Raw genomic sequence first — 18948 nt, 5'->3', positions numbered from 1 at the left:
ATGGCCATGATGTCTGCCCTGCTACCCGGCTATGCCGAACTGGATTGTCAATCCAACTTCAGCTTCCTGACCGGCGCTTCGCATCCCGAAGAGTTGGTCGAGCGCGCCGCAAAACTGGGCTATGCCGCATTGGCAATCACCGACGAATGCTCGCTGGCCGGGGTGGTGCGCGCCCATGTCGAGGCAGGCAAGCATCCTGGGCTGAAACTCTTGATCGGCAGCCGCCTGCGTTTGGACAACGGGACGCATACCCCCATCGAGCTGGTATTGCTGGCCTGTGACAAAGAAGGCTATGGCAATCTGGCCGAACTGATCACCCTGGGCCGAACCCGCGCCGTGAAAGGCCAGTATCTGCTGCGCCCGGCCGATCTGACCGCCCAAGGCCCGGAAGGCGGCGTGCCGGGTTGCCTGGCTATTCTCACACCGGCCTATGGCCAGGCGCCCGCCGAAATGGCCGCGCAAGCGCAATGGCTGGCCCGTCACTTTCCAGGGCGGGCCTGGGTGGGCCTGGCGCAATTGCAGCGCTCTCGTGATGACCTGCACCGCGCCGCCGTGCAGGCTGCCGCGCAAGCGGCCAATCTGCCGCTGGCCGCCATCAGCCAGGCGCAGATGCATGTGCGCTCACGTAAACCGCTGCACGATACCTTGGCGGCGATCCGCAGCGGGCGCAGCGTTGCCGAGTGCGGCTACGATCTGGCCGCCAACGCCGAACGCCACCTGCGTTCGCGGCTGCGTCTGGCCGGCCTCTACCCCGCTTCGGCGCTGCATCAAACCCTGGCCATCGCTGAGCGCTGCACCTTCTCTCTCGATGAAATCTGCTACGAATATCCCGACGAGATCGTACCAGCGGGTGAAACCCCCGCATCTTATCTGCGCCGCGCCACCTATGAAGGCGCGGCCGCGCGCTTTCCTGATGGCATTCCGGCACAGGTTCGCAAGCTCATCGAAAAGGAACTGGCCCTTATCATCGAGCTGCGCTACGAAGCCTATTTTCTGACCGTACACGACATCGTGCGCTTTGCCCGCAGCGCCGGCATTCTTTGCCAAGGGCGGGGTTCGGCGGCCAATTCGGCGGTCTGCTTCTGTCTGGGCATCACGGCGGTCGATCCCAGCAATGGCAATGCGCTGTTCGAACGCTTCATCAGCAAAGAACGCAACGAACCGCCCGACATCGACGTCGATTTCGAACACCAGCGCCGCGAAGAAGTCATTCAATACATTTATCGCAAATACGGCCGCCCGCGCGCCGCGCTCACGGCCGTGGTGATCTCGTACCGGCCGCGCAGTGTGCTGCGCGACACCGGACGCGCTCTGGGCCTGGATCAAGCCCTCATCGACGCTGTGGCGCGCGCCCATCAGTGGTGGGACGGCAAGAAAGAAATGCTGCGCACCCTGGGCCAATGCGGGCTCGACCCCGGCTCGCGGGTGGCGCGGCAGTGGGCCATTCTTGCCGAAACCCTGATCGGCTTTCCGCGCCATCTGTCCCAACATCCGGGTGGCTTCGTGATTTCGCGCGGGAAACTGTCGCGCCTGGTGCCGATTGAAAATGCAACCATGGAGGACCGCAGTGTCGTGCAATGGGATAAAGATGATCTCGATGCCCTAGGTCTGCTCAAGGTGGACGTGCTGGCGCTAGGCATGCTGTCAGCGCTGCGGCGCGCGCTTGAGCTGGTCAGCCAGCGGCGCGCCCAGCCCCTGGCTCTGCATCAGATTCCGCCCGATGACCGCGCCACCTACGACATGATTTGCCGCGCCGACACCGTCGGCGTGTTCCAAATCGAATCGCGCGCGCAAATGAGCATGCTGCCGCGCTTGCAGCCCCGCGCCTATTACGATCTGGTGGTGCAGGTCGCCATCGTGCGCCCCGGCCCCATCCAGGGGGGCATGGTGCATCCCTATCTGCGCCGGCGCCAGGGCAAAGAGCCCATCAGCTATCCCGGCAAGGCGATCGAAAAAGTACTGGAACGTACCCAGGGCGTGCCCATCTTCCAAGAGCAGGTCATGCAGATCGCCGTGGAGGCCGCCGGCTTCACTCCCGGCGAGGCTGACCAGCTGCGCCGCTCGATGGCGGCCTGGCGGCGCAAAGGCGGGGTCGATAAATTCCGTCTCAAACTGATCGGCGGCCTGCTGGCTCACGGTTATGGCCTGGACTTCGCCGAAGCCCTGTTCCGCCAGATCGAAGGTTTTGGCGAATACGGCTTTCCCGAAAGCCACGCCGCCAGCTTCGCGCAGCTTGCCTATGCCAGCGCCTGGATCAAATGCCACGAGCCCGAGGCCTTTCTGGCGGCCTTGCTGAACTCACAGCCCATGGGGTTTTATGCGCCCGCGCAATTGGTGCAAGACGCCCGCCGCCACGGGGTCGTCGTGCTGCCGGTGGATATCACGCGCAGTCGCTGGGAGGCGGGATTCGAAACACTGCCCGGCCAATCGCGTCCCGCTGTCCGCCTGGGCTTGAATCAAATCCGGGGACTCAAACAAGAGGCCGGGGAACGCATCGCAGCCGCGCACCGTGAACAGCCTTACCGCGATGTCGCCGACCTGGGCCGGCGCGCGCGCCTGAACCGTCAGGAACTCGATGCCCTGGCCGCCGCCGATGCTTTGCGGCCTCTGGCCGGCCACCGGCGGCAGGCGCGCTGGCAGGCCGCAAGCGGCGTGTATCGCCGCGACCTGCTGCATGAGGCGCCCGTGATCGAAACCGAGCACCCTGCCCTGCCCGCGCCCAGCGAAGGCCAGACTGTCGTGGCCGATTACGAGAGCCTGGGCTTGAGCCTGCGCCGCCATCCCTTGTCATTGTTGCGCGCCGAACTGGCCGAGCGCCGTTTCGAACCGGCCAGCGTGCTCAACACCTATCCCGACCGCCGGCTGGCGCGGGCCTGCGGCATCGTCACCGTGCGCCAGCGGCCGCAAACGGCCAAAGGCACGATCTTCGTCACCATCGAAGATGAGACCGGCCCGGTCCATGTGGTGGTACGCAAAGAGCTAATGGAGCGCCAGCGTCGCGAACTATTGAGCGCCGTGTTGCTCGGGGTCTACGGCACCTGGCAGAACATCGACAATGTGCGCAATCTGGTAGCGCAGCGGCTGGTGGATCTGTCGCCGCTGCTGCGCCGGCTCGATGAGGATGGCCTGTCCGCGCGCAGCCGCGACTTCCATTGATGCTCAGGGCTGGAACGGCCGAGGATCGATGGGCGGCTCCAGATTGTTCATCAGCGAGTTCAGAAGCGCCGCACTGCCGCAGGCCATCGTAAAGCCCAGCGCGCCCTGGCCGATATTGAGCCAGAGATTATCGGCCACGCGAGCCCGACCGATGAGCGGCTTGCCGGTCGGCGTTGCCGGCCGCAACCCCGCCCAAGGCTCGGCCTGACTCAGATCCAGCGAGGGGAACGTCTCGGCAACCTGCCGCTTGAGCAGGGCGATACGCGCCGGATCGATACCGCGGTCATGGCTGCCGATATCCACCATAGCCGCCATGCGCAGCGCCTGGCCCACGCGGGCATAGACGATGCGGCGTTCATAGTCGGTCACGCTGATCGAGGGCCCTACACCAGGCTCCACGGGTACCGTCAAGCTATAGCCCTTCAAGGGATATAGCGGCACGTCCTGACCCAGGGGCTTGAGCAAGGCTCGCGTACCCACCCCCGTCGCCAGCACGACCGTGTCAGCGCGAATATCACCCTGCTTGCTATGCAGCGCCACCACGCGCCGACCCTCGCGCCGCAAGCCCGAGACCGTGGTGCTCATCAGGCATTCGACATTGCTGAAACGCTGCAAACGCTCGAACAAAGACACCGTGAACTGGTGACAATCGCCTGCCTCTTCGCTGGGGGTATAGACCGCGCCTGCCAGGCTGCTTCCCATGCCCGCCAATGCCGGTTCCAAGGCCAGGGTCTCGGCGGCATCCAGCACGCGCTGCTCGGCGCCGAGGCTGGCCTGATACTCCGCCAGCTTGCGCGCCTTGTCCAAGAGCTCGGGGCTGCGGTAGGCGATCAACTTACCGTTGCGCAGATGACCGAATTCGATGTTTTCTTCATCAAGCAGGCGGTGCAGCACATCGCGGCTCAGATAAGACAGCGTTTGCAACTCGGCCGTCGAGCGCCGCGCCGTACCGGCGTTGCAGGCCAGCGCGAACTGCAAACACCAGCGCCATTGGTGCGGATCGAGACGCGGTCGAAAACGCAGAGGCGAATCCGCATGCAACAGCCAACCCGGCACGCTAGGCAGCACGCCCGGCCCGGCCAAGGGTGCGACATAGCTATAACTGAGCTGACCGCCATTGGCGTGGCTGGACACCTCGGCCGGACGGGACTCGCTATCGATCAACACGACCTCATGGCCTTCGCGCGCCAGAAAGTAGGCCGTGGTAACGCCGATGACCCCGGCGCCCATCACACATACCCGCATAACCTTGTTACCCGCTCAAGACAAAGCGTCATTCTGCGAACGGGGTGCGCCCGCCGCAAATGCCTATCTGGCGGGCAGCCATAACCTAAGGTTGGGCCTGAGCGCCCCAGCCGCTTCAAGCCGCCCGGTGCAGGCGGATGAGGGCCTCTGACGTGGGCAGGCCTACCAATTCGGCCAGGCTGTGCTGATTCAAGCTGTCGTAAAACCCCCGCAGGCTGTCATTGAGCACGCCGGCCAGCCGGCACACACCTTGCAGCGCACAGGGCGGTTCGGCGCAGTCCACCAGGCTGCCCTGGTGTTCCAGCACCCTCAGCAGATCGCCCAAGCGATAGCTTGCGGCCGGACGGGCCAGCGCCAGCCCGCCCCCCTTGCCCCGGGTGGCGGCAACCCAGCCCTGCTGCGACATGAAATGGACCACCTTCACCAGATGATTGCGTGAAATCGCAAAGCGTTCGGCGATCTCAGGGATCGTCACGGTTTTTTCGCGGTCGCGGCATTGCGTCAGATACATCAGGACGCGCAGGCCAAAATCGGTGAATCGGGTCAGTTGCATGGCGGGTGTAAAAATGTCGACGGCCTTAGCAGCCGGGCCCGCCCGTGCCGAACGCTTCGGCATGGATGCGCCCTGCCGGCACGCCCAGCGCGCTCAGGGCATCGAACTGCTCACGCATGAAGGGTAGCGGGCCGCAGAGATAATAATCGGCATCGGGCAAGATCACATCGGCGGCAATGCGCCGCCAGTCTATACGGCCCTCGTAATCGTAGTCCACGCCCGGACGGTCCGATGCCGCCACCCGCTCGTAAAACACATGCCGGCGCACATTGGCATATCGCGCCACAGCCACGTTGACCGCATCGCGCATGGCATGCACCGCTTTTTCGCGGCAGGCGTGCACAAAGCGCAGCTCACGCGCCGGCTCACCGGCTGTCTGACACCCCAGCACCGTATTGAGCATGGCCATCATCGGCGTGATACCCACCCCCCCGGAAATCAGCACGACCGGTGTGGTCGCCTTCGTGTCGAGCACAAACTCGCCCTGCGGCGGCGCCACATCCAGCACATCCCCCTCCTCGATGTGATCGTGCAAATGCGTCGACACCTGCCCGGCCGGGCCGGCGCCGCCCGCTTCGCGCTTGACTGAAATGCGCAGGCTGTCCTTGCCCGGCGCATCCGACAGACTGTATTGGCGCGGCTGCATCAGGCCCAGCTCGGGCAGATAGAGACGCACCGACAGATATTGACCCGGCAGAAAGCTGGGCAGCGGGCCGCCATCGGCCGGGCGGAGATAGAACGAGGTGATTTCCGCACTCTCCACGACCTTGCCCACCACCTTGAAGCCGCGCCAGCCCGTCCAGCCGCCAGGCTGAGCGGCCGAAGCGGCATAGCGCGCCGACTCCATGCCAATCAGCACATCGGCCAATTGTCCATAAGCCGCCGCCCAGGCCTCGATCAGCGCGTCACTGGCCGCCTCGCCCAAAACCTCGCGGATCGAGGCCAGCAAATGCCTGCCGACGATGGCGTAATGCTCCGGCCTAATCCCTAAGCTGACGTGCTTGTGCGCCACCCGTTCAAGCACCGGAGCTAGCACGGATGGGTCATCGATATGCTCGGCGTAGGCCGCTACCGCCAGCGCCAAGGCCTGCTGCTGCTGGCCGTTGTGCTGATGCCCCAGGTTGAACACCTGCTTGAGTTCCGGGTTGCCACTTAACATGCGGGTATAAAAATGACGCGTGAGGGCTTCGCCCTGGGTTTTCAGGACAGGCGCGCTGGATTTGACCAGTTCTCGGACGCTTGCGGACAACATGGAGGACTCCTCGTAAAACACGGGATAGATCGGTTAAAGATGTATTTATTTTACACCTTTAAAACTGACTTGCACCGCTACCAGGCGGGCGGTTAAAACACGGGCTTTGCTGCAACCCTCAAGGACCCCGCCATGAGCACCGACTCGCTCAAGACCGCATTACTCGACGCCCAGAAACAGGCCATGCGCGCCAAAGACAGCGCCCGCCTGGCCACCCTGCGTTTTCTGCTGGCCGCGGTCAAGCAGAAAGAAGTCGATGAGCGCCGCGACGTCAGCGACGCCGAGATCACCGCCATCATCGAAAAACAGGTCAAGCAGCGGCGTGAATCCATCGCCGCCTTCGAGGCCGCCGGCCGCACGGAAACCGCAGAACAGGAAAAGGCCGAACTGTTGGTGCTGCAAGAGTTCCTGCCTCAAGCCGCCAGCGCAGAAGAGGTCGAAGCCGCCATTGCCGCCGCCCTGGCTGAGGTGCAGGCTCAGGGTGTGACCGGCCCTGCTGTCATGGGCAAGGTGATGGCGATTCTCAAGGCTGCCCTGGCAGGCCGCGCCGACATGTCGCAGTTGTCGCAACAGGTCAAGGCCCGTCTGTCCTGAGCCGGCTAGAAAGCGCCGCCAAACAAATCAGGCTGGCGCGCGCTTTGAGCGGGGTCGGTGAAATTGCTCATGCCGACCCCCGCCAGCCGGTAGCGTGTATGCGCCGGCAAATCCACGCGCGCGCATAGGCGGCGCGCAATCGCCGCCAGCTCTTCGGCCGACGACGGCGGCTGCGACAGTGTGAGGCTGCGTGTAAGCAAACGGAAACGATCGGTTTTGAGCTTGAGCACTGCCGTTCGCCCCAACTGGCCTTTTTTGCGCGCCTGCTCCCACACCCGCGCCGCAAGGCGGTCCAGCGCCTCACCCAGGTCGGCCAGGCGCAGATCGCGCTCAAAAGTATTCTCGGCGGACACCTGCTGCAGCGGCTGATCGGGCTGCACCTCGCGCTCGTCCAGGCCCCGCGCCAGCTCATGGAGCCGCAAGCCGTGCCGACCGAAGTGATGCTCCAGCTCGGCTGGCGCGCACGTGGCCAGATCACCGACGGTGTGAATGCCCAAGGACTCCAGCCGGGCCTGCGTTACCCGGCCCACGCCAGGCACCTTGCGCACCGGCAGCGGCTGGAGAAACTCCAGCACCTTGGCCGGCCGCAGCACGAACAGACCGTCGGGCTTGTTCCAGTCAGAAGCGATCTTGGCCAGAAATTTATTCGGCGCCACCCCTGCTGAAGCCGTCAGGCCGGTTTCGCGCTGGATCTGGGCACGGATGGCCTCGGCGACTGCGGTCGCCGAGGGCAAACCCAACTTGTTGACCGTAACATCCAGGTAAGCCTCGTCGAGCGACAGCGGCTCGATCAAGTCGGTATGGCGCGAAAAAATCTCGCGTACCTGGCGCGACACCGCCCGATAACGGTTGAAATCCGGCGGCACATACACCGCGTCCGGACAGAGCCGCTGAGCCCGCGACACGGCCATGGCGGAATGCACGCCGAAGTGCCGCGCTTCATAAGAGGCCGCGCACACCACCGAACGCGCGCCCGTCCAGGCCACCACGACCGGCTGGCCGCGTAACTCGGGGCGGTCGCGCTGCTCGACGGATGCATAAAACGCATCCATGTCGATATGCACGATTTTTCGGATTTCTGACGGCATGGCGGCGCCCTGGCCCAGACAAACTACTGGATAAATATACGGTATCGCTATTATGACCCGAGTCGCCCCGCCGCGCAGCCCCGGCCCGTTGCCGGCCATGCAAAGTCCAGGCCCGGCCAGCTTTTCGCGCTACATTCTAGGCCCCACGCGGCACCTAACCATAAGCATGAACGAGACAACACACGATTACTTCGGCCTCAGCATTCCTCTGATGGATTACCTGGGCCTCATCCCTGAGTCTGCCGAAAACGGCGTGGCGCGCTGCCGCCTGCCCTGGCGGCGAGAACTGACCAACAGCCGCGGCCACGTCCATGGCGGCACGATGATGGCGGTGCTGGATTTCACCCTGAGCGCAGCCGCGCGCGGTGATCGGCTTGATCTGGGCATGGCGACGATAGACATGAGCACCAGCTTTATGACGCCCGGCATGGGCGATCTGGTGATCGAGGCCCGCTGTCTGCGCAAAGGCAGTTCCATCGCCTTCTGCGAGGGCGAAATCCGCGAACTGGTGGCCAAGGCGTCGGCCACCTTCAAGCTGGTCCGGCAGCGGCCGGGCAGCGACTAAGCCGGGATCAGCGCGGCCGGGGCAGCTTCCAGACCTCTTCCTTGGGCTGCGGCGAACCCGGCATATAAGCCACACAAGACGGCAGGCCATAGGTAATGGCGTCTTTCATGGCGCGCACGGCATCGCTGTTCCAGATGCTGCGCCCCCACATATTGATATGGGCGGTCGAAGACTGCGGGCCGGTGGATTTGATTTCCACCCGTGCCATTTCATTGCTGCCAAAGGGGGGAAGCACGCGCATCACGGCCGTCGTCTCATTGAGCTGCCCCTCCACGCGATAGCCCCCCTGCCCGACCAAGCAGCGCTGCGCCTGTGCGACGGCGGCGTCATAGGCTGCCTTAAGGGGCACCTGAGCCTGCACCTCGCCGGATACGGCGCCGTCATTGGGGCCGGTGCCGACCGCGCATCCAGCCAGAGCCAGGACAAGGCTGGCGAGAGAGATGGCTTTGAACATGATTCCTCCGAGAAACTGCGCCGCATTATCCCGCATTCAGACCGGTTCGACACCTGCCAAAATCCTGTGGCATGATCGAAAGCCTCTGGCGCCTGCACGGTGCCTGTCGCCGCCGTTCCCGGCGGCGCAAGATGACGGAGGTAATTGTGTTCAAAATGCTAACCCGCGCCCTGCTGACAGCAGGCATGATCGGCACCGCGCTAGGCGCCTCGGCCCAGCCGCCGCGCCAATACCCTCTGAAAGATTTCTTCCGCAATCCCGAGCGCGGTTTTTTCCGCTTGGCCGATGACGGCCAGACGCTGGGCTTTATGCAGCCAGTCAGCGTTGATGGCCATCCGCCGCGCATGAATATCTATGTGCAGGCGCTCGCCGATGGGCGCCCGCAGGGCGAAGCGCGCAAACTGACTACCGAAACCGCGCGTGATATCAGCAACTTCTTCTGGAAAGGCGGGGATACCGTCCTCTATCAGAAGGACTTCGGCGGCGATGAGAATTTCCACGTCGTGGCGGTCGACACTATCAGCGGAAAAATTACCGATCTCACCCCCTTTGACGGCGTTCGTGCTGACATCATCGACGAACTGGCCGATGATCCCGACCATGTTCTCATCTCGCACAACCAGCGTGACCCGCAGGTCTTTGACGTCTACCGAGTCAACGTGCGCACCGGTCAATCCACGCAGGTCGCCCAGAATCCAGGCAATGTGGTCGGCTGGCAGACCGACCATGCGGGCCGTGTACGGGCGGCTATCGTCAGCGACGGCCTGAACACCACCCTGCTCTACCGAGACGACGAAGCCTCACCCTTCCGTCCCTTGATCACCACCGACTACCGCACCAGCGTCAGTCCTGCTTTTTTCACCTTCGACGACAAAAAGCTCTACGCCCTGTCCAACCGGGGCCGCGATCGCCAGGCGCTGGTCGTGATCGACCCGGCCCAGCCCGACGTCGAAGAAAAAATCTTCGAAGCCGACACGGTAGACCTCGATGGCGCCGGCTTCTCGCGCAAGCGCAAGGTACTCACACTGGCCGCCTACCAGACCGACAAGCCGCAGCACCGTTTCTTCGACGAAGACACCCGCAAGCTGTTCGACGATCTGCAAGGTCATCTGCCGGGCTATGAGGTCAGCGTGCAAAGCTGGAACTTGGACGAAGATCGCTTCATCGTCGCCGCCTACAACGACCGCACGCCGGGCGCCCGCTACCTGTACGACGCCCGAAAAGACACGCTGCACAAGCTGGCCGATATCAATCCCTCTCTGCCCGAGGCCGACATGGCCACGGTCCAGCCCATCCAATACACCGCCCGTGACGGCCTGACCATCCACGGTTATCTGACCCTGCCTAAAGGGCGGGACCCCAAAAACCTGGCGTGCATTGTGAACCCGCACGGCGGCCCCTGGGCGCGCGACGGTTGGGGCTATAACCCCGAAGTGCAATTCCTCGCCAACCGGGGCTTCTGCATATTGCAGATGAATTTCCGAGGCTCCACCGGCTATGGCCGCAAATTTTGGGAAGCCAGCTTCGGCCAATGGGGCCTGGCCATGCAGGATGACATCACGGATGGCGTCAAATGGCTGATCGACCAGGGCATCGCCGATCCCAAGCGCATCGGCATCTACGGCGGCAGCTATGGCGGCTATGCCACGCTGGCGGGTATTACTTTCACACCGGATCTGTACGCTGCCGCAGTCGATTACGTTGGGGTGTCCAACCTCTTTACCTTCATGCAGACCATTCCGCCCTACTGGAAGCCCATGCTCGCAAAGATGCAAGACATGGTCGGCGACCCGGTACAAGACAAGGACCGTCTGACAGCCACCTCGCCAGCCCTGCACGTTGACCGCATCAAAACGCCGCTCTTTATCGCCCAGGGCGCCAAAGACCCCCGCGTGAACAAAGCCGAAAGCGACCAGGTCGTCGAGGCTTTGCGACGCCGGGGTGTCGAGGTGGAATACATGGTGAAAGACAACGAAGGGCACGGTTTCCACAACGAAGAGAACAAATTCGAGTTCTACGACGCCATGGAAAAATTCTTCGTCCAACATCTGAAACCTTGACGACTGTCCCGCCTTGAATCAGGGACAGACTTGACATGGCGGGCTCGCCCGCCATGTTTGGTTACGGAAACCTTTGCACCATCAGACCGGTCTATACAGTTCTGCCATAGAATCGGCTCCGATGAATCACGCACCACAACCCTCTGACCGCCCGGCCAAGACCGGCCGCATTCGCCGCATCCTCCTGCAGGCCGCCGTCGCGGCCGGCGGTCTTGCCGTCTGCGGGGCCATCACCCTGGGACTGGCCATCGCGCTGGCCTGGCCCAGTCTGCCCGAACTGCACGCCATGACGGACTATCGCCCCAGGGTGCCGCTGCGCGTCTACACCGCCGACAAGGTCTTGATCGGCGAGTTCGGCGAAGAGCATCGCAACGTGCTGCGGTTTGACGAAATCCCCAAAGTCATGCGTGACGCCGTGCTGGCTGCCGAAGACGATCGCTTCTATACGCACAGCGGCATCGATTGGACGGGCGTGCTGCGGGCTGGCCTGACCAACCTGGTCAAAATGTCCAAAACACAAGGCGCCAGCACCATCACTATGCAGGTGGCGCGTAACTTCTATCTTTCCTCAGAGAAAACCTATTCGCGCAAGTTCTACGAACTGCTGCTGACCTACAAAATTGAATCCGAGCTCACCAAGGATCAAATTCTTGAGCTCTACATGAACCAGATTTACCTGGGCCACCGCGCCTACGGTTTCGCCGCGGCCGCCCGGACCTATTTCGGCAAGCCGCTGGCTGACATCACGCCGGCCGAAGCGGCCATGCTGGCCGGCATTCCCAAGGCCCCCTCGCGCTCCAATCCCCTGTCCAACTTCAGCCGCGCCAAGGCCCGCCAGGGTTATGTGCTGAGCCGCATGCAGGCCCTGGGCTACCTCACGCCGCAACAGGTCGAAGCCGCACGCGCCGAAAAAATCGTGGTGCGCGGCGCCGAAGGCGGGCCCGAACGCGGCTTCAAGGTGCACGGCGAGTACCCCGCCGAACTGGTGCGCCAACTCATGTACGGCGTTTTCCAGGAAGACGCCTATACGCATGGCTTCGATGTCTATACCACCATCGACTCCAAGGCCCAGGAAGCGGCCTATAACGCTGTACGCGAGGGCGTGCTCGACTACACCCGGCGTGCGCCCTACCCTGGCCCCGAGGGCCAGGTCGATCTGCCGGCGGATGTACCGCGCGAAGAACTGGACGAAATCCTCGACGGCGTTCAGGAAGAACACCCTGACAGCGATGGCCTTTATGCCGCCGTCGTGCTCTCGGCCAGCCCCACTGAAATCAAGGTAGCGCGCAGCGGCAACGACATCATCACCATCAACGACAAAAAAGCGCTGGCGGTGGTGGCGCGCGCCCTCAACCCCAAGGCCAGCGCCCAACAGCGTCTGCAGCGAGGCTCAGTGGTCTACATCCACCAGAACGGCGATAGCTGGGAAATCATCAATATGCCCGCCCTGCAAGCCGCGCTGGTATCGCTTAACCCCCAGGACGGCGCCATACGCGCCATGATCGGCGGCTTCGATTACTACCGCGGTTCCTTTAACCGCGTCACGCAGGCCTGGCGCCAGCCGGGCTCGACGATCAAGCCCTTTATCTACGCAGCGGCGCTGGAGCGCGGCTTCACACCAGGCACGCAGATCTCCGACCAACCGTTCATGCAGACCGCCGCGCAAACCGGCTCGCGTGACTGGCAGCCCAAGAACGACGGCGACCGCTACGAGCCCATGCTGACCCTGCGCGAAGGGCTTTACCGTTCCAAAAACATGGTGTCGATCCGTCTGCTACAGGCCATCACGCCGCAGTACGGCCAGGACTATCTCTCGCGCTTTGGCTTTGACAGCAAACGCTGGCCCGCCGTGCTGCCGATCGCCCTCGGGGCCGGCTCAGCCACCCCATTGCAGGTGGCTAATGCCTATAGCGTGTTCGCCAACGGCGGCTATCTGCTCAATCCCTATTTGATCGATCGCGTGACGGACTCCTCGGGCAAGGTACTCATGCAGGCCAAGCCTCTGGTGGCTGGAGACGAAAGCGCCCGTGCGATCGACCCACGCACGGCCTGGGTGATCGATGACATCATGCACGACACCACGGTCAAAGGCACGGCCGCGCGCGTCTATCGCACGCTCAAGCGCAATGACCTCGCGGGCAAGACGGGCACCACTAACGGCGCGGTAGATGTCTGGTTTTCTGGCTATAACCGCGACATGGTCACGACAGTCTGGATGGGCTTCGATCAGCCTCGCAGCCTCGGCACCAATGAGTTCGGTAGCGGGCTGGCCCTGACCACCTGGCTAGACTATGCCACCCCCATGCTCAAAGGCGTGGCGCAGACACCGCGCGCGCCCATGCCACAAGGCCTGATTGCGGATAAGGGCAACTACTATTTCAGTGAATTCCCGCCAGGGCAATCCATCGCCGCCCTAGACCTGAGCACGGGGGACGCGCTCTCCGACTTCCTGAACAACTACCGCCCCTCAGAGGACAGCAACACACGTGTGCGCCAGCCAGGACAGACGCCGGACTCCTCGTTAAGCATTCCTGTGCCGGCCGCGCCGCCCCTGTCCGCGGCACCGCCGACCGTCAAGCCAACGACCAACGTCGGCGCCGTCAGCCAGCCCAGGGCGCTGCCCCCTCAACCCCTCTGAACGCCGATCAAGATCCGCCCACCCGGACCGGGCGTGGCCAAGCAGATAGGCTGTCCAGCGCCAGCAGGGTGAAATACCCCTCATCCTGCCAACCAGCCGTATCAATATGATAGACATTGCCCAAAACCAGCGGCTCAGGCACCACCGTGTGCCCAGTAACAACCGCCCGCACATTGGCGACACCCGCCGTGTTATGGGTCTGCAAACGTTCACGAGACCATTGCGCCCGTGCGCGGTCCTCCGGGGTCAACGCCACTAAGCAAGACCAATCCTGCACCGGGCTGTCGGCATGGACCAACACCACCGGCCCGGCCTGAGTGGCCACCTCGATCAAGACCGGCAAGGCCTCATAGCATTGAGCCAGGACGCGCTGCCGTTCAGGCGGCAAATCCAGAAACCAGCCTCCGCCATTACGCCGCCAGATGTTCTGATCCAACATGCCACTGCGCACATGGCGGATCGCCATATCTTCATGATTGCCCTGCACCGCAAAAAACCACGGGGCTTGCAGCCAGACGGCCGCCGCCAGGCTGTCCGGCCCGCGGTCAATGAGGTCGCCCACCGAAAACAGGCGGTCACGCCCCGACTCAAAGCCCATCTCGTCTAGCGCCTGCTGCAAGCGGCAAAAATGGCCGTGAATATCGCCCACGGCGAAATCCCTGCCGCGCAGATTGCGCGGCAGGCGCAATACGCCATCCGGGCCAAGGGAAACGCAAGAAGACATAAGCAGAATTAAAGCACTTTGACGGTGTTGCGGGCAGCGATATTGCACTATGATGTTGAGAATAAATACCATTCGCAGCATCATGCGAGCTTTCCATTCCGATGACCTGCCGGAACTCCCATCCGCGCCATGACCTCCGCCGCAAAAATCAAAACTTGGTATTGGGTCCACAAATGGACCAGCCTGGTCTGCACACTGTTCCTGCTCATTATCTGTGTGACGGGGCTGCCGCTAATCTTTCATCACGAGATCGATGACTGGCTCAATGAGGGCAAGCCCGCCGCAGAACTCCCTGCCGGCACACCGCGCGCCAGCGCGGACCAGCTCGCCGCAACCGCCCAGGCGCTCTACCCCAACGAGCGGATCGACTATATCTACTTCGATCCCGAAGCGCCCGAACAGGTCTACGTCGGCATGACACCCGACCCACAAAAATCCGCGGAGCTCGGCCACGCGGTGCGCCTCGACAGCCGCAGCGCCGAATTGCTGCGCGACGGCCCGCTCTACAGCGCCGATCGTTTCTCGTTCACCGGCATCATGCTGGCGCTGCATACCGACCTGTACGCAGGGCTGGGCGGCGAACTGTTTCTCGGCTTCATGGGCCTGTTGTTCTGCATCGCCCTCATCTCAGGCGCTGTGCTCTACGGCCCCTTCATGAAAAAACTCGAGTTCGGCACGGTGCGCGCCGGACGTTCGTCCCGTATCAAATGGCTAGATCTGCACAACCTCCTCGGTATCGTCACCCTGGTCTGGGCGCTTGTCGTCGGTTTCACCGGCGTGATCAACGAATTGTCTACGCCGCTGTTCCGCCTATGGCAGCTCAATACGCTGACCTCGCTGCTCGAACCCTATCGAGGCAAGCCGGTTCCACAGCAAGTCGCCTCGCCCCAAGCCGTCGCCGAAGCCGCTGCCCAGGCGCTGCCCGGCAATACCATCACCAATATCGCCTACCCCGGCAATCTGTACGGTAGCCCTCAGCATTTCACTGTCTGGATGCGGGGCGACACCCCCCTCACCTCCAAACTGCATACCCCCGTGTTGGTTGATGCCGTCAGCGGCGAACTCACCACGGTCGCCGCCATGCCCTGGTATCTGACCATGCTGGAACTCTCCCGGCCCCTGCATTTTGGCGATTACGGCGGCCTGCCTTTGAAGATCATCTGGGCACTGCTCGATCTGATCGCCATCGTGGTGCTCGCCAGCGGCCTCTATCTCTGGATCGCACGCCGTAAAACAAACGATGCCCGGGTGGCCGAGCTGCTGCGCAAACACCAAACCCAAAGGACGCCCACATGAACCCGCGCCCGCACTTCTGGTTTGTCTGGCGCGCACCGCTCTATCTTGGCCTGCTGACCCTCTTCGGCCTGCTCTCGGCGCTGCTGGGCACCGGCATTTGGCACTGGGCCTCCTGGATCGCCCTATCCTGGCTTTTGCTTGTCATGGGCTGGCACTGGCTGCGGCAGCCCCAAAGCTAGCAGCCCAGCCCCCGCTGCGCTCCACGGATCGCGGCAAGGGCTTGTCGGCCTGTGCACGGCAAGGCGTAAAAATTCATGCCGCCTGCTATCTGACCTGTCCGAAACTATGGGGGTATACGCTTAAGGCCGCTACCATCAGTCGTTTTTCGAAATAAAGACCTCTAAAATCTTTCGAACCGATAACGTAGCGTTACCAAATGAACGCTGCGCCTGCAACGATTTAATAGGTGAGGTCATGAATTACGGCATCAGCGTGCTCTTCAGACTAATCCCTCTGGTCATGGGTGTGATTTGCCTGTGCCTCGGATTGCTCGTGCTGCGCGACAGCACCAACCCAGGCGGCTACACGGCCGGTCATGTCCTGATTTCCTTGACTGCCATTTGCTACGCCTTGTTCACGACGGCTAGCGTAATCATTTTGCAGCTACTAGGAAATTTCAACCGTTCCTGGCTATTCCTTCTGCCCTTCAGCGGCTATGCCCTGGCTGCCCTGACCATGGGCTGGGGCTTGTCGATCACCAGCATTCCCCGCCCTGCCGACGCCTTCGTGTCCGGGCATGTCGTGTTCGGCGTGGGCATGATTGCGGCCTGCGTCGCCACGGTCGCGGCCGCTTCGGTGCGCTTCACCCTGATTCCCAAAAACTCCGCCGGCACACACGCTAGCGGCGTCCCTGCGGCGGCTTATTCGCGCGGCGCGGCGCTCATCCTGATGGCCGTGCCCTTGGTCTGCACCCTAATCGGGGCCATCTGGGGTGGCAGTTTGCTCGCCGACCAGGACACCATGGAAAACGTGGTGGCGGGCCATGTACTAATAGGCATCGCCATGGTCTGCGCCAGCCTGATCGCCCTGGTCGCCACCGTCGCCCGTCAGACTCGCAACCTCTTTGACGAAAAAGAGCGTTGGTACTGGACGGCGTGGGTGCTGGTGATGGGCACCGCCGCCCTCTTGCTGGGCATCTACGTTCTCTCGACCGGCACGCAAGGCTACCGCCTGGCTCCCGGCATCGTGCTGGTCGGCCTGGGCATGATTTGCTACAGCATTGTCTCCAAGGTCTTGCTTTTGGCCCTGGTCTGGCGGCGCGAAAGCAAGCTGGCCAACCGCGTCCCGCTGATCCCGGTGCTCACTTGTCTGGCCTGCCTGTTCTGCGCCGCCTTCCTGGCGGAGGCCAACGTAACCGACCCGAACTATTTCATCGCCTCGCGCATTCTGACGGGCCTGGGCGCGGTGTGCTTCACGCTGTTTTCCATCGTGTCCATCCTGGAAGCCGGCACGTCGAAAAAGTCGGCCTGAGCGGTCCGCCCACCTACGCAGTAGCTCGGGATCAGAAGCCAGTCAACTGACCCGGGCAGCCTGCCCGCTACTGCGTAAGCCGGCCACATCCAGATCCGGCGTCAGATAGCCGTTAACGGGATAATGCTCTGGTTGGCCAGGCTAGCTTCCTGATTGCCATCGGCACGCCGCCCGACCGAAAAGGCTCCGGACTCGCACAACGAAGACTCGGGCTTTGCGCAGCCCCCCGCCGCGCAGGCGCCCGTGGCAAAATGAGCGCCCGTCTTCCTTGGAAACCCGCATGTCGTCTGCCGTCTATGTTTGCGATGCCCCCGCCCTGAGCAATGGCGGCCTGGGCGTAAAACTGCCCGTCACCGACGGCTCGGGCCGCACGACAGTTTTTTTCGTGCGCTATCAAAACAAGGTATATGGCTATCTCAACCGCTGCACCCACGTGGGGGTAGAAATGGATTGGGAGAGCAGCTTTTTCACACGGGCAGGCGATCTCATCATGTGCGCGCGCCACGGCGCCACCTACCACCCCGACACAGGGGTTTGCGCAGGCGGTGCCTGCCGAAACAGCCGACTGACCGCGCTGCAAGTAGAAGAGCGGGACAACGCTGTCTACTGGCTACCTTCTGGCAAGATTCGGCCCGTGGACGACAACGTCGGCTAAAGGCAAGGCGGTCACAAGCCCATGCGCTGGAATCACGACGCATCGACAACGCGGGCTTTAGCCGAGATAGCCCGTCCAGAGATGATAGGGTGTCGTGCTCGGCATATCGGCCCGCAGCACCTTGCCCTCCGGGCTCAACACCTCATGCCACCCTCCCGCATGCAGAAAGCGCTCACGAAGCGCCTGTAACTGCCGCAGCCGTTGCGGGCTGTGGATCAGCCCTAGGTAGCGCGCGTATTCGGTCTGAGCCCAGATCCGCTCCTGCGCATCCAGCACCGAGCCATCCGGCGCCAGCGCAGCGCAAACGCCGCAACTTTGCGGCGACACCCCATGCGCTTGCCCCCAAGCCGCTGCAAGCGGCGCGGCCGATGCCAGCTCCAGGCCGTCAAAAACCTCGGGAGCACTATCCAGCAAGGCGTACCACTCGAATTGATGGCCAGGCTCGATGCGGTTACCCGGCTGTCCGCTGGGCAGTTCCAACACGCAATGCGTCTCGGGATCGACATAAACATCAAAAACCTGCCGCGCCAGATCGCGCAGCCGCTCGGCAAACCAAGCCGGCTCCACCAGACAGGCCGCGGCAAGATAGGCCTCGGTCAGGTGCATGACGGGATTCTGTTCCGGGCCACGTACTGTCCGGCCCTGCTCGTCGCGGGCAGCGATATACAGACCATCGCGGTCACGAAACCGGCCTTCGATATCGCGTGCGGTGGCCAGCAAAAGCTTGTGCGCATCGGCACGCCTCGTACGCTCGAACCATGCCGCACAGGCCAAGAGCACAAACGCGTGGGTGTAAAGATCTTGCGTGGCATCCAGTGGCTGGCCGTCGGCGTCGACGCTGTAGTACCAGCCGCCCGAAGGATTGCGAAAGTAAGTGCGCAAGGCGTCGAACAATCGGCCAGCATGCTGCTCGCCCCCTGGCGTGCGCGCATAAACAAACACCTGACGGGCACAGGCCATCGCCCGATAACGCGTGACCGGCAAAGGCCCCGCCTCGGTCAAGGCCTCGAAAGGCAGGTCAAGCTCAGTATTGAACCCGGTGCTGCGCCACAGGGGCAGCACCACATCGTCAAAATGCTGGCGCAAAGCGGATTGGATTTCAGCGAGTGCGGAGAGAGACATACCTGCTGGCTAGAATAGGCACGTTGCGGTCAAACGGCAGCATAACTCAAGTCCCGCGGCAAGCTGCGTCATACTA

Annotated in this window: 16 protein-coding genes; 9 read left to right on the top strand and 7 right to left on the bottom strand. The window is 62.8% G+C overall.

Going from position 1 to position 18948, the window contains the following annotated elements; genetic code table 11:
• The first annotated feature begins 9 nt into the window (after positions 1 to 9).
• Entirely contained in the window at positions 10 to 3156 is a 3147-nt protein-coding gene (locus U0029_RS07915; RefSeq protein WP_114852031.1) for an error-prone DNA polymerase, read from the top strand.
• A gap of 3 nt (positions 3157 to 3159) precedes the next feature.
• Here U0029_RS07915 and U0029_RS07910 read toward each other — a convergent pair whose 3' ends face one another.
• The 3 genes from U0029_RS07910 to hmpA all read right to left on the bottom strand — a co-directional run bounded on the left by U0029_RS07910 (position 3160) and on the right by hmpA (position 6206).
• Positions 3160 to 4401 carry a D-amino acid dehydrogenase gene (locus tag U0029_RS07910; RefSeq protein ID WP_012417696.1) on the bottom strand — a complete coding sequence of 414 codons (1242 nt, stop codon included), beginning with the start codon at positions 4399 to 4401 and terminating at the stop codon, positions 3160 to 3162.
• A gap of 115 nt (positions 4402 to 4516) precedes the next feature.
• Positions 4517 to 4954, bottom strand: coding sequence for an Rrf2 family transcriptional regulator (locus U0029_RS07905; RefSeq protein WP_114852030.1), 438 nt, complete (start codon positions 4952 to 4954; stop codon positions 4517 to 4519).
• Positions 4955 to 4979: 25 nt separating this feature from the next.
• Positions 4980 to 6206 carry an NO-inducible flavohemoprotein gene (hmpA, locus tag U0029_RS07900; RefSeq protein WP_012417698.1) on the bottom strand — a complete coding sequence of 409 codons (1227 nt, stop codon included), beginning with the start codon at positions 6204 to 6206 and terminating at the stop codon, positions 4980 to 4982.
• Positions 6207 to 6338: 132 nt separating this feature from the next.
• On the opposite strand from hmpA, the gene U0029_RS07895 reads away from it, so the two are divergent.
• Positions 6339 to 6800 carry a GatB/YqeY domain-containing protein gene (locus U0029_RS07895; protein ID WP_012417699.1) on the top strand — a complete coding sequence of 154 codons (462 nt, stop codon included), beginning with the start codon at positions 6339 to 6341 and terminating at the stop codon, positions 6798 to 6800.
• 5 nt (positions 6801 to 6805) lie between these two features.
• Here the strand turns inward: U0029_RS07895 and dinB are convergent, their stop codons facing one another.
• Positions 6806 to 7888 carry a DNA polymerase IV gene (gene dinB, locus U0029_RS07890; RefSeq protein ID WP_114851961.1) on the bottom strand — a complete coding sequence of 361 codons (1083 nt, stop codon included), beginning with the start codon at positions 7886 to 7888 and terminating at the stop codon, positions 6806 to 6808.
• 166 nt (positions 7889 to 8054) lie between these two features.
• Here dinB and U0029_RS07885 point away from each other — a divergent pair, with 166 nt between their 5' ends.
• Entirely contained in the window at positions 8055 to 8453 is a 399-nt protein-coding gene (locus tag U0029_RS07885; RefSeq protein ID WP_114852029.1) for a PaaI family thioesterase, read from the top strand.
• A 7-nt stretch (positions 8454 to 8460) separates the two neighbouring features.
• Here U0029_RS07885 and U0029_RS07880 read toward each other — a convergent pair whose 3' ends face one another.
• Positions 8461 to 8907: a BPTD_2524 family lipoprotein gene (locus tag U0029_RS07880; RefSeq protein WP_012417702.1), complete on the bottom strand. Its 447-nt coding sequence runs from the start codon at positions 8905 to 8907 to the stop codon at positions 8461 to 8463.
• 155 nt (positions 8908 to 9062) lie between these two features.
• On the opposite strand from U0029_RS07880, the gene U0029_RS07875 reads away from it, so the two are divergent.
• Together U0029_RS07875 and U0029_RS07870 are read left to right on the top strand one after the other, a co-directional pair.
• Positions 9063 to 10967 carry a S9 family peptidase gene (locus tag U0029_RS07875; protein ID WP_370510840.1) on the top strand — a complete coding sequence of 635 codons (1905 nt, stop codon included), beginning with the start codon at positions 9063 to 9065 and terminating at the stop codon, positions 10965 to 10967.
• Positions 10968 to 11088: 121 nt separating this feature from the next.
• A complete protein-coding gene (locus tag U0029_RS07870; RefSeq protein ID WP_012417704.1) occupies positions 11089 to 13605 on the top strand; it encodes a penicillin-binding protein 1A in 2517 nt (838 codons plus the stop codon).
• A 7-nt stretch (positions 13606 to 13612) separates the two neighbouring features.
• Here U0029_RS07870 and U0029_RS07865 read toward each other — a convergent pair whose 3' ends face one another.
• Entirely contained in the window at positions 13613 to 14329 is a 717-nt protein-coding gene (locus U0029_RS07865; protein WP_012417705.1) for a serine/threonine protein phosphatase, read from the bottom strand.
• Positions 14330 to 14458: 129 nt separating this feature from the next.
• Here U0029_RS07865 and U0029_RS07860 point away from each other — a divergent pair, with 129 nt between their 5' ends.
• From U0029_RS07860 to U0029_RS07845, 4 genes are all read left to right on the top strand, one after another.
• A complete protein-coding gene (locus tag U0029_RS07860; RefSeq protein ID WP_114851960.1) occupies positions 14459 to 15625 on the top strand; it encodes a PepSY-associated TM helix domain-containing protein in 1167 nt (388 codons plus the stop codon).
• Positions 15622 to 15804: a hypothetical protein gene (locus tag U0029_RS07855; RefSeq protein ID WP_012417707.1), complete on the top strand. Its 183-nt coding sequence runs from the start codon at positions 15622 to 15624 to the stop codon at positions 15802 to 15804. The genes U0029_RS07860 and U0029_RS07855 overlap by 4 nt, the downstream gene beginning before the upstream one ends.
• A 235-nt stretch (positions 15805 to 16039) precedes the next feature.
• Positions 16040 to 17095 carry a DUF2776 domain-containing protein gene (locus tag U0029_RS07850; protein WP_114851959.1) on the top strand — a complete coding sequence of 352 codons (1056 nt, stop codon included), beginning with the start codon at positions 16040 to 16042 and terminating at the stop codon, positions 17093 to 17095.
• Between the two features lie 280 nt (positions 17096 to 17375).
• Positions 17376 to 17750 (top strand): Rieske (2Fe-2S) protein, encoded by a 375-nt coding sequence (locus U0029_RS07845; RefSeq protein WP_012417709.1) that lies wholly within the window; start codon positions 17376 to 17378, stop codon positions 17748 to 17750.
• Positions 17751 to 17807: 57 nt separating this feature from the next.
• Here the strand turns inward: U0029_RS07845 and U0029_RS07840 are convergent, their stop codons facing one another.
• A complete protein-coding gene (locus U0029_RS07840; protein ID WP_114851958.1) occupies positions 17808 to 18872 on the bottom strand; it encodes an AGE family epimerase/isomerase in 1065 nt (354 codons plus the stop codon).
• Positions 18873 to 18948: the final 76 nt, after the last annotated feature.

The sequence above is a fragment of the Bordetella avium genome (assembly GCF_034424645.1).
Classification (GTDB): Bacteria; Pseudomonadota; Gammaproteobacteria; order Burkholderiales; family Burkholderiaceae_B; genus Bordetella; species Bordetella avium.
The sequence above is the reverse complement of the archived record's forward strand: the minus strand, read 5'-3'. Positions and strand labels throughout refer to the sequence as shown.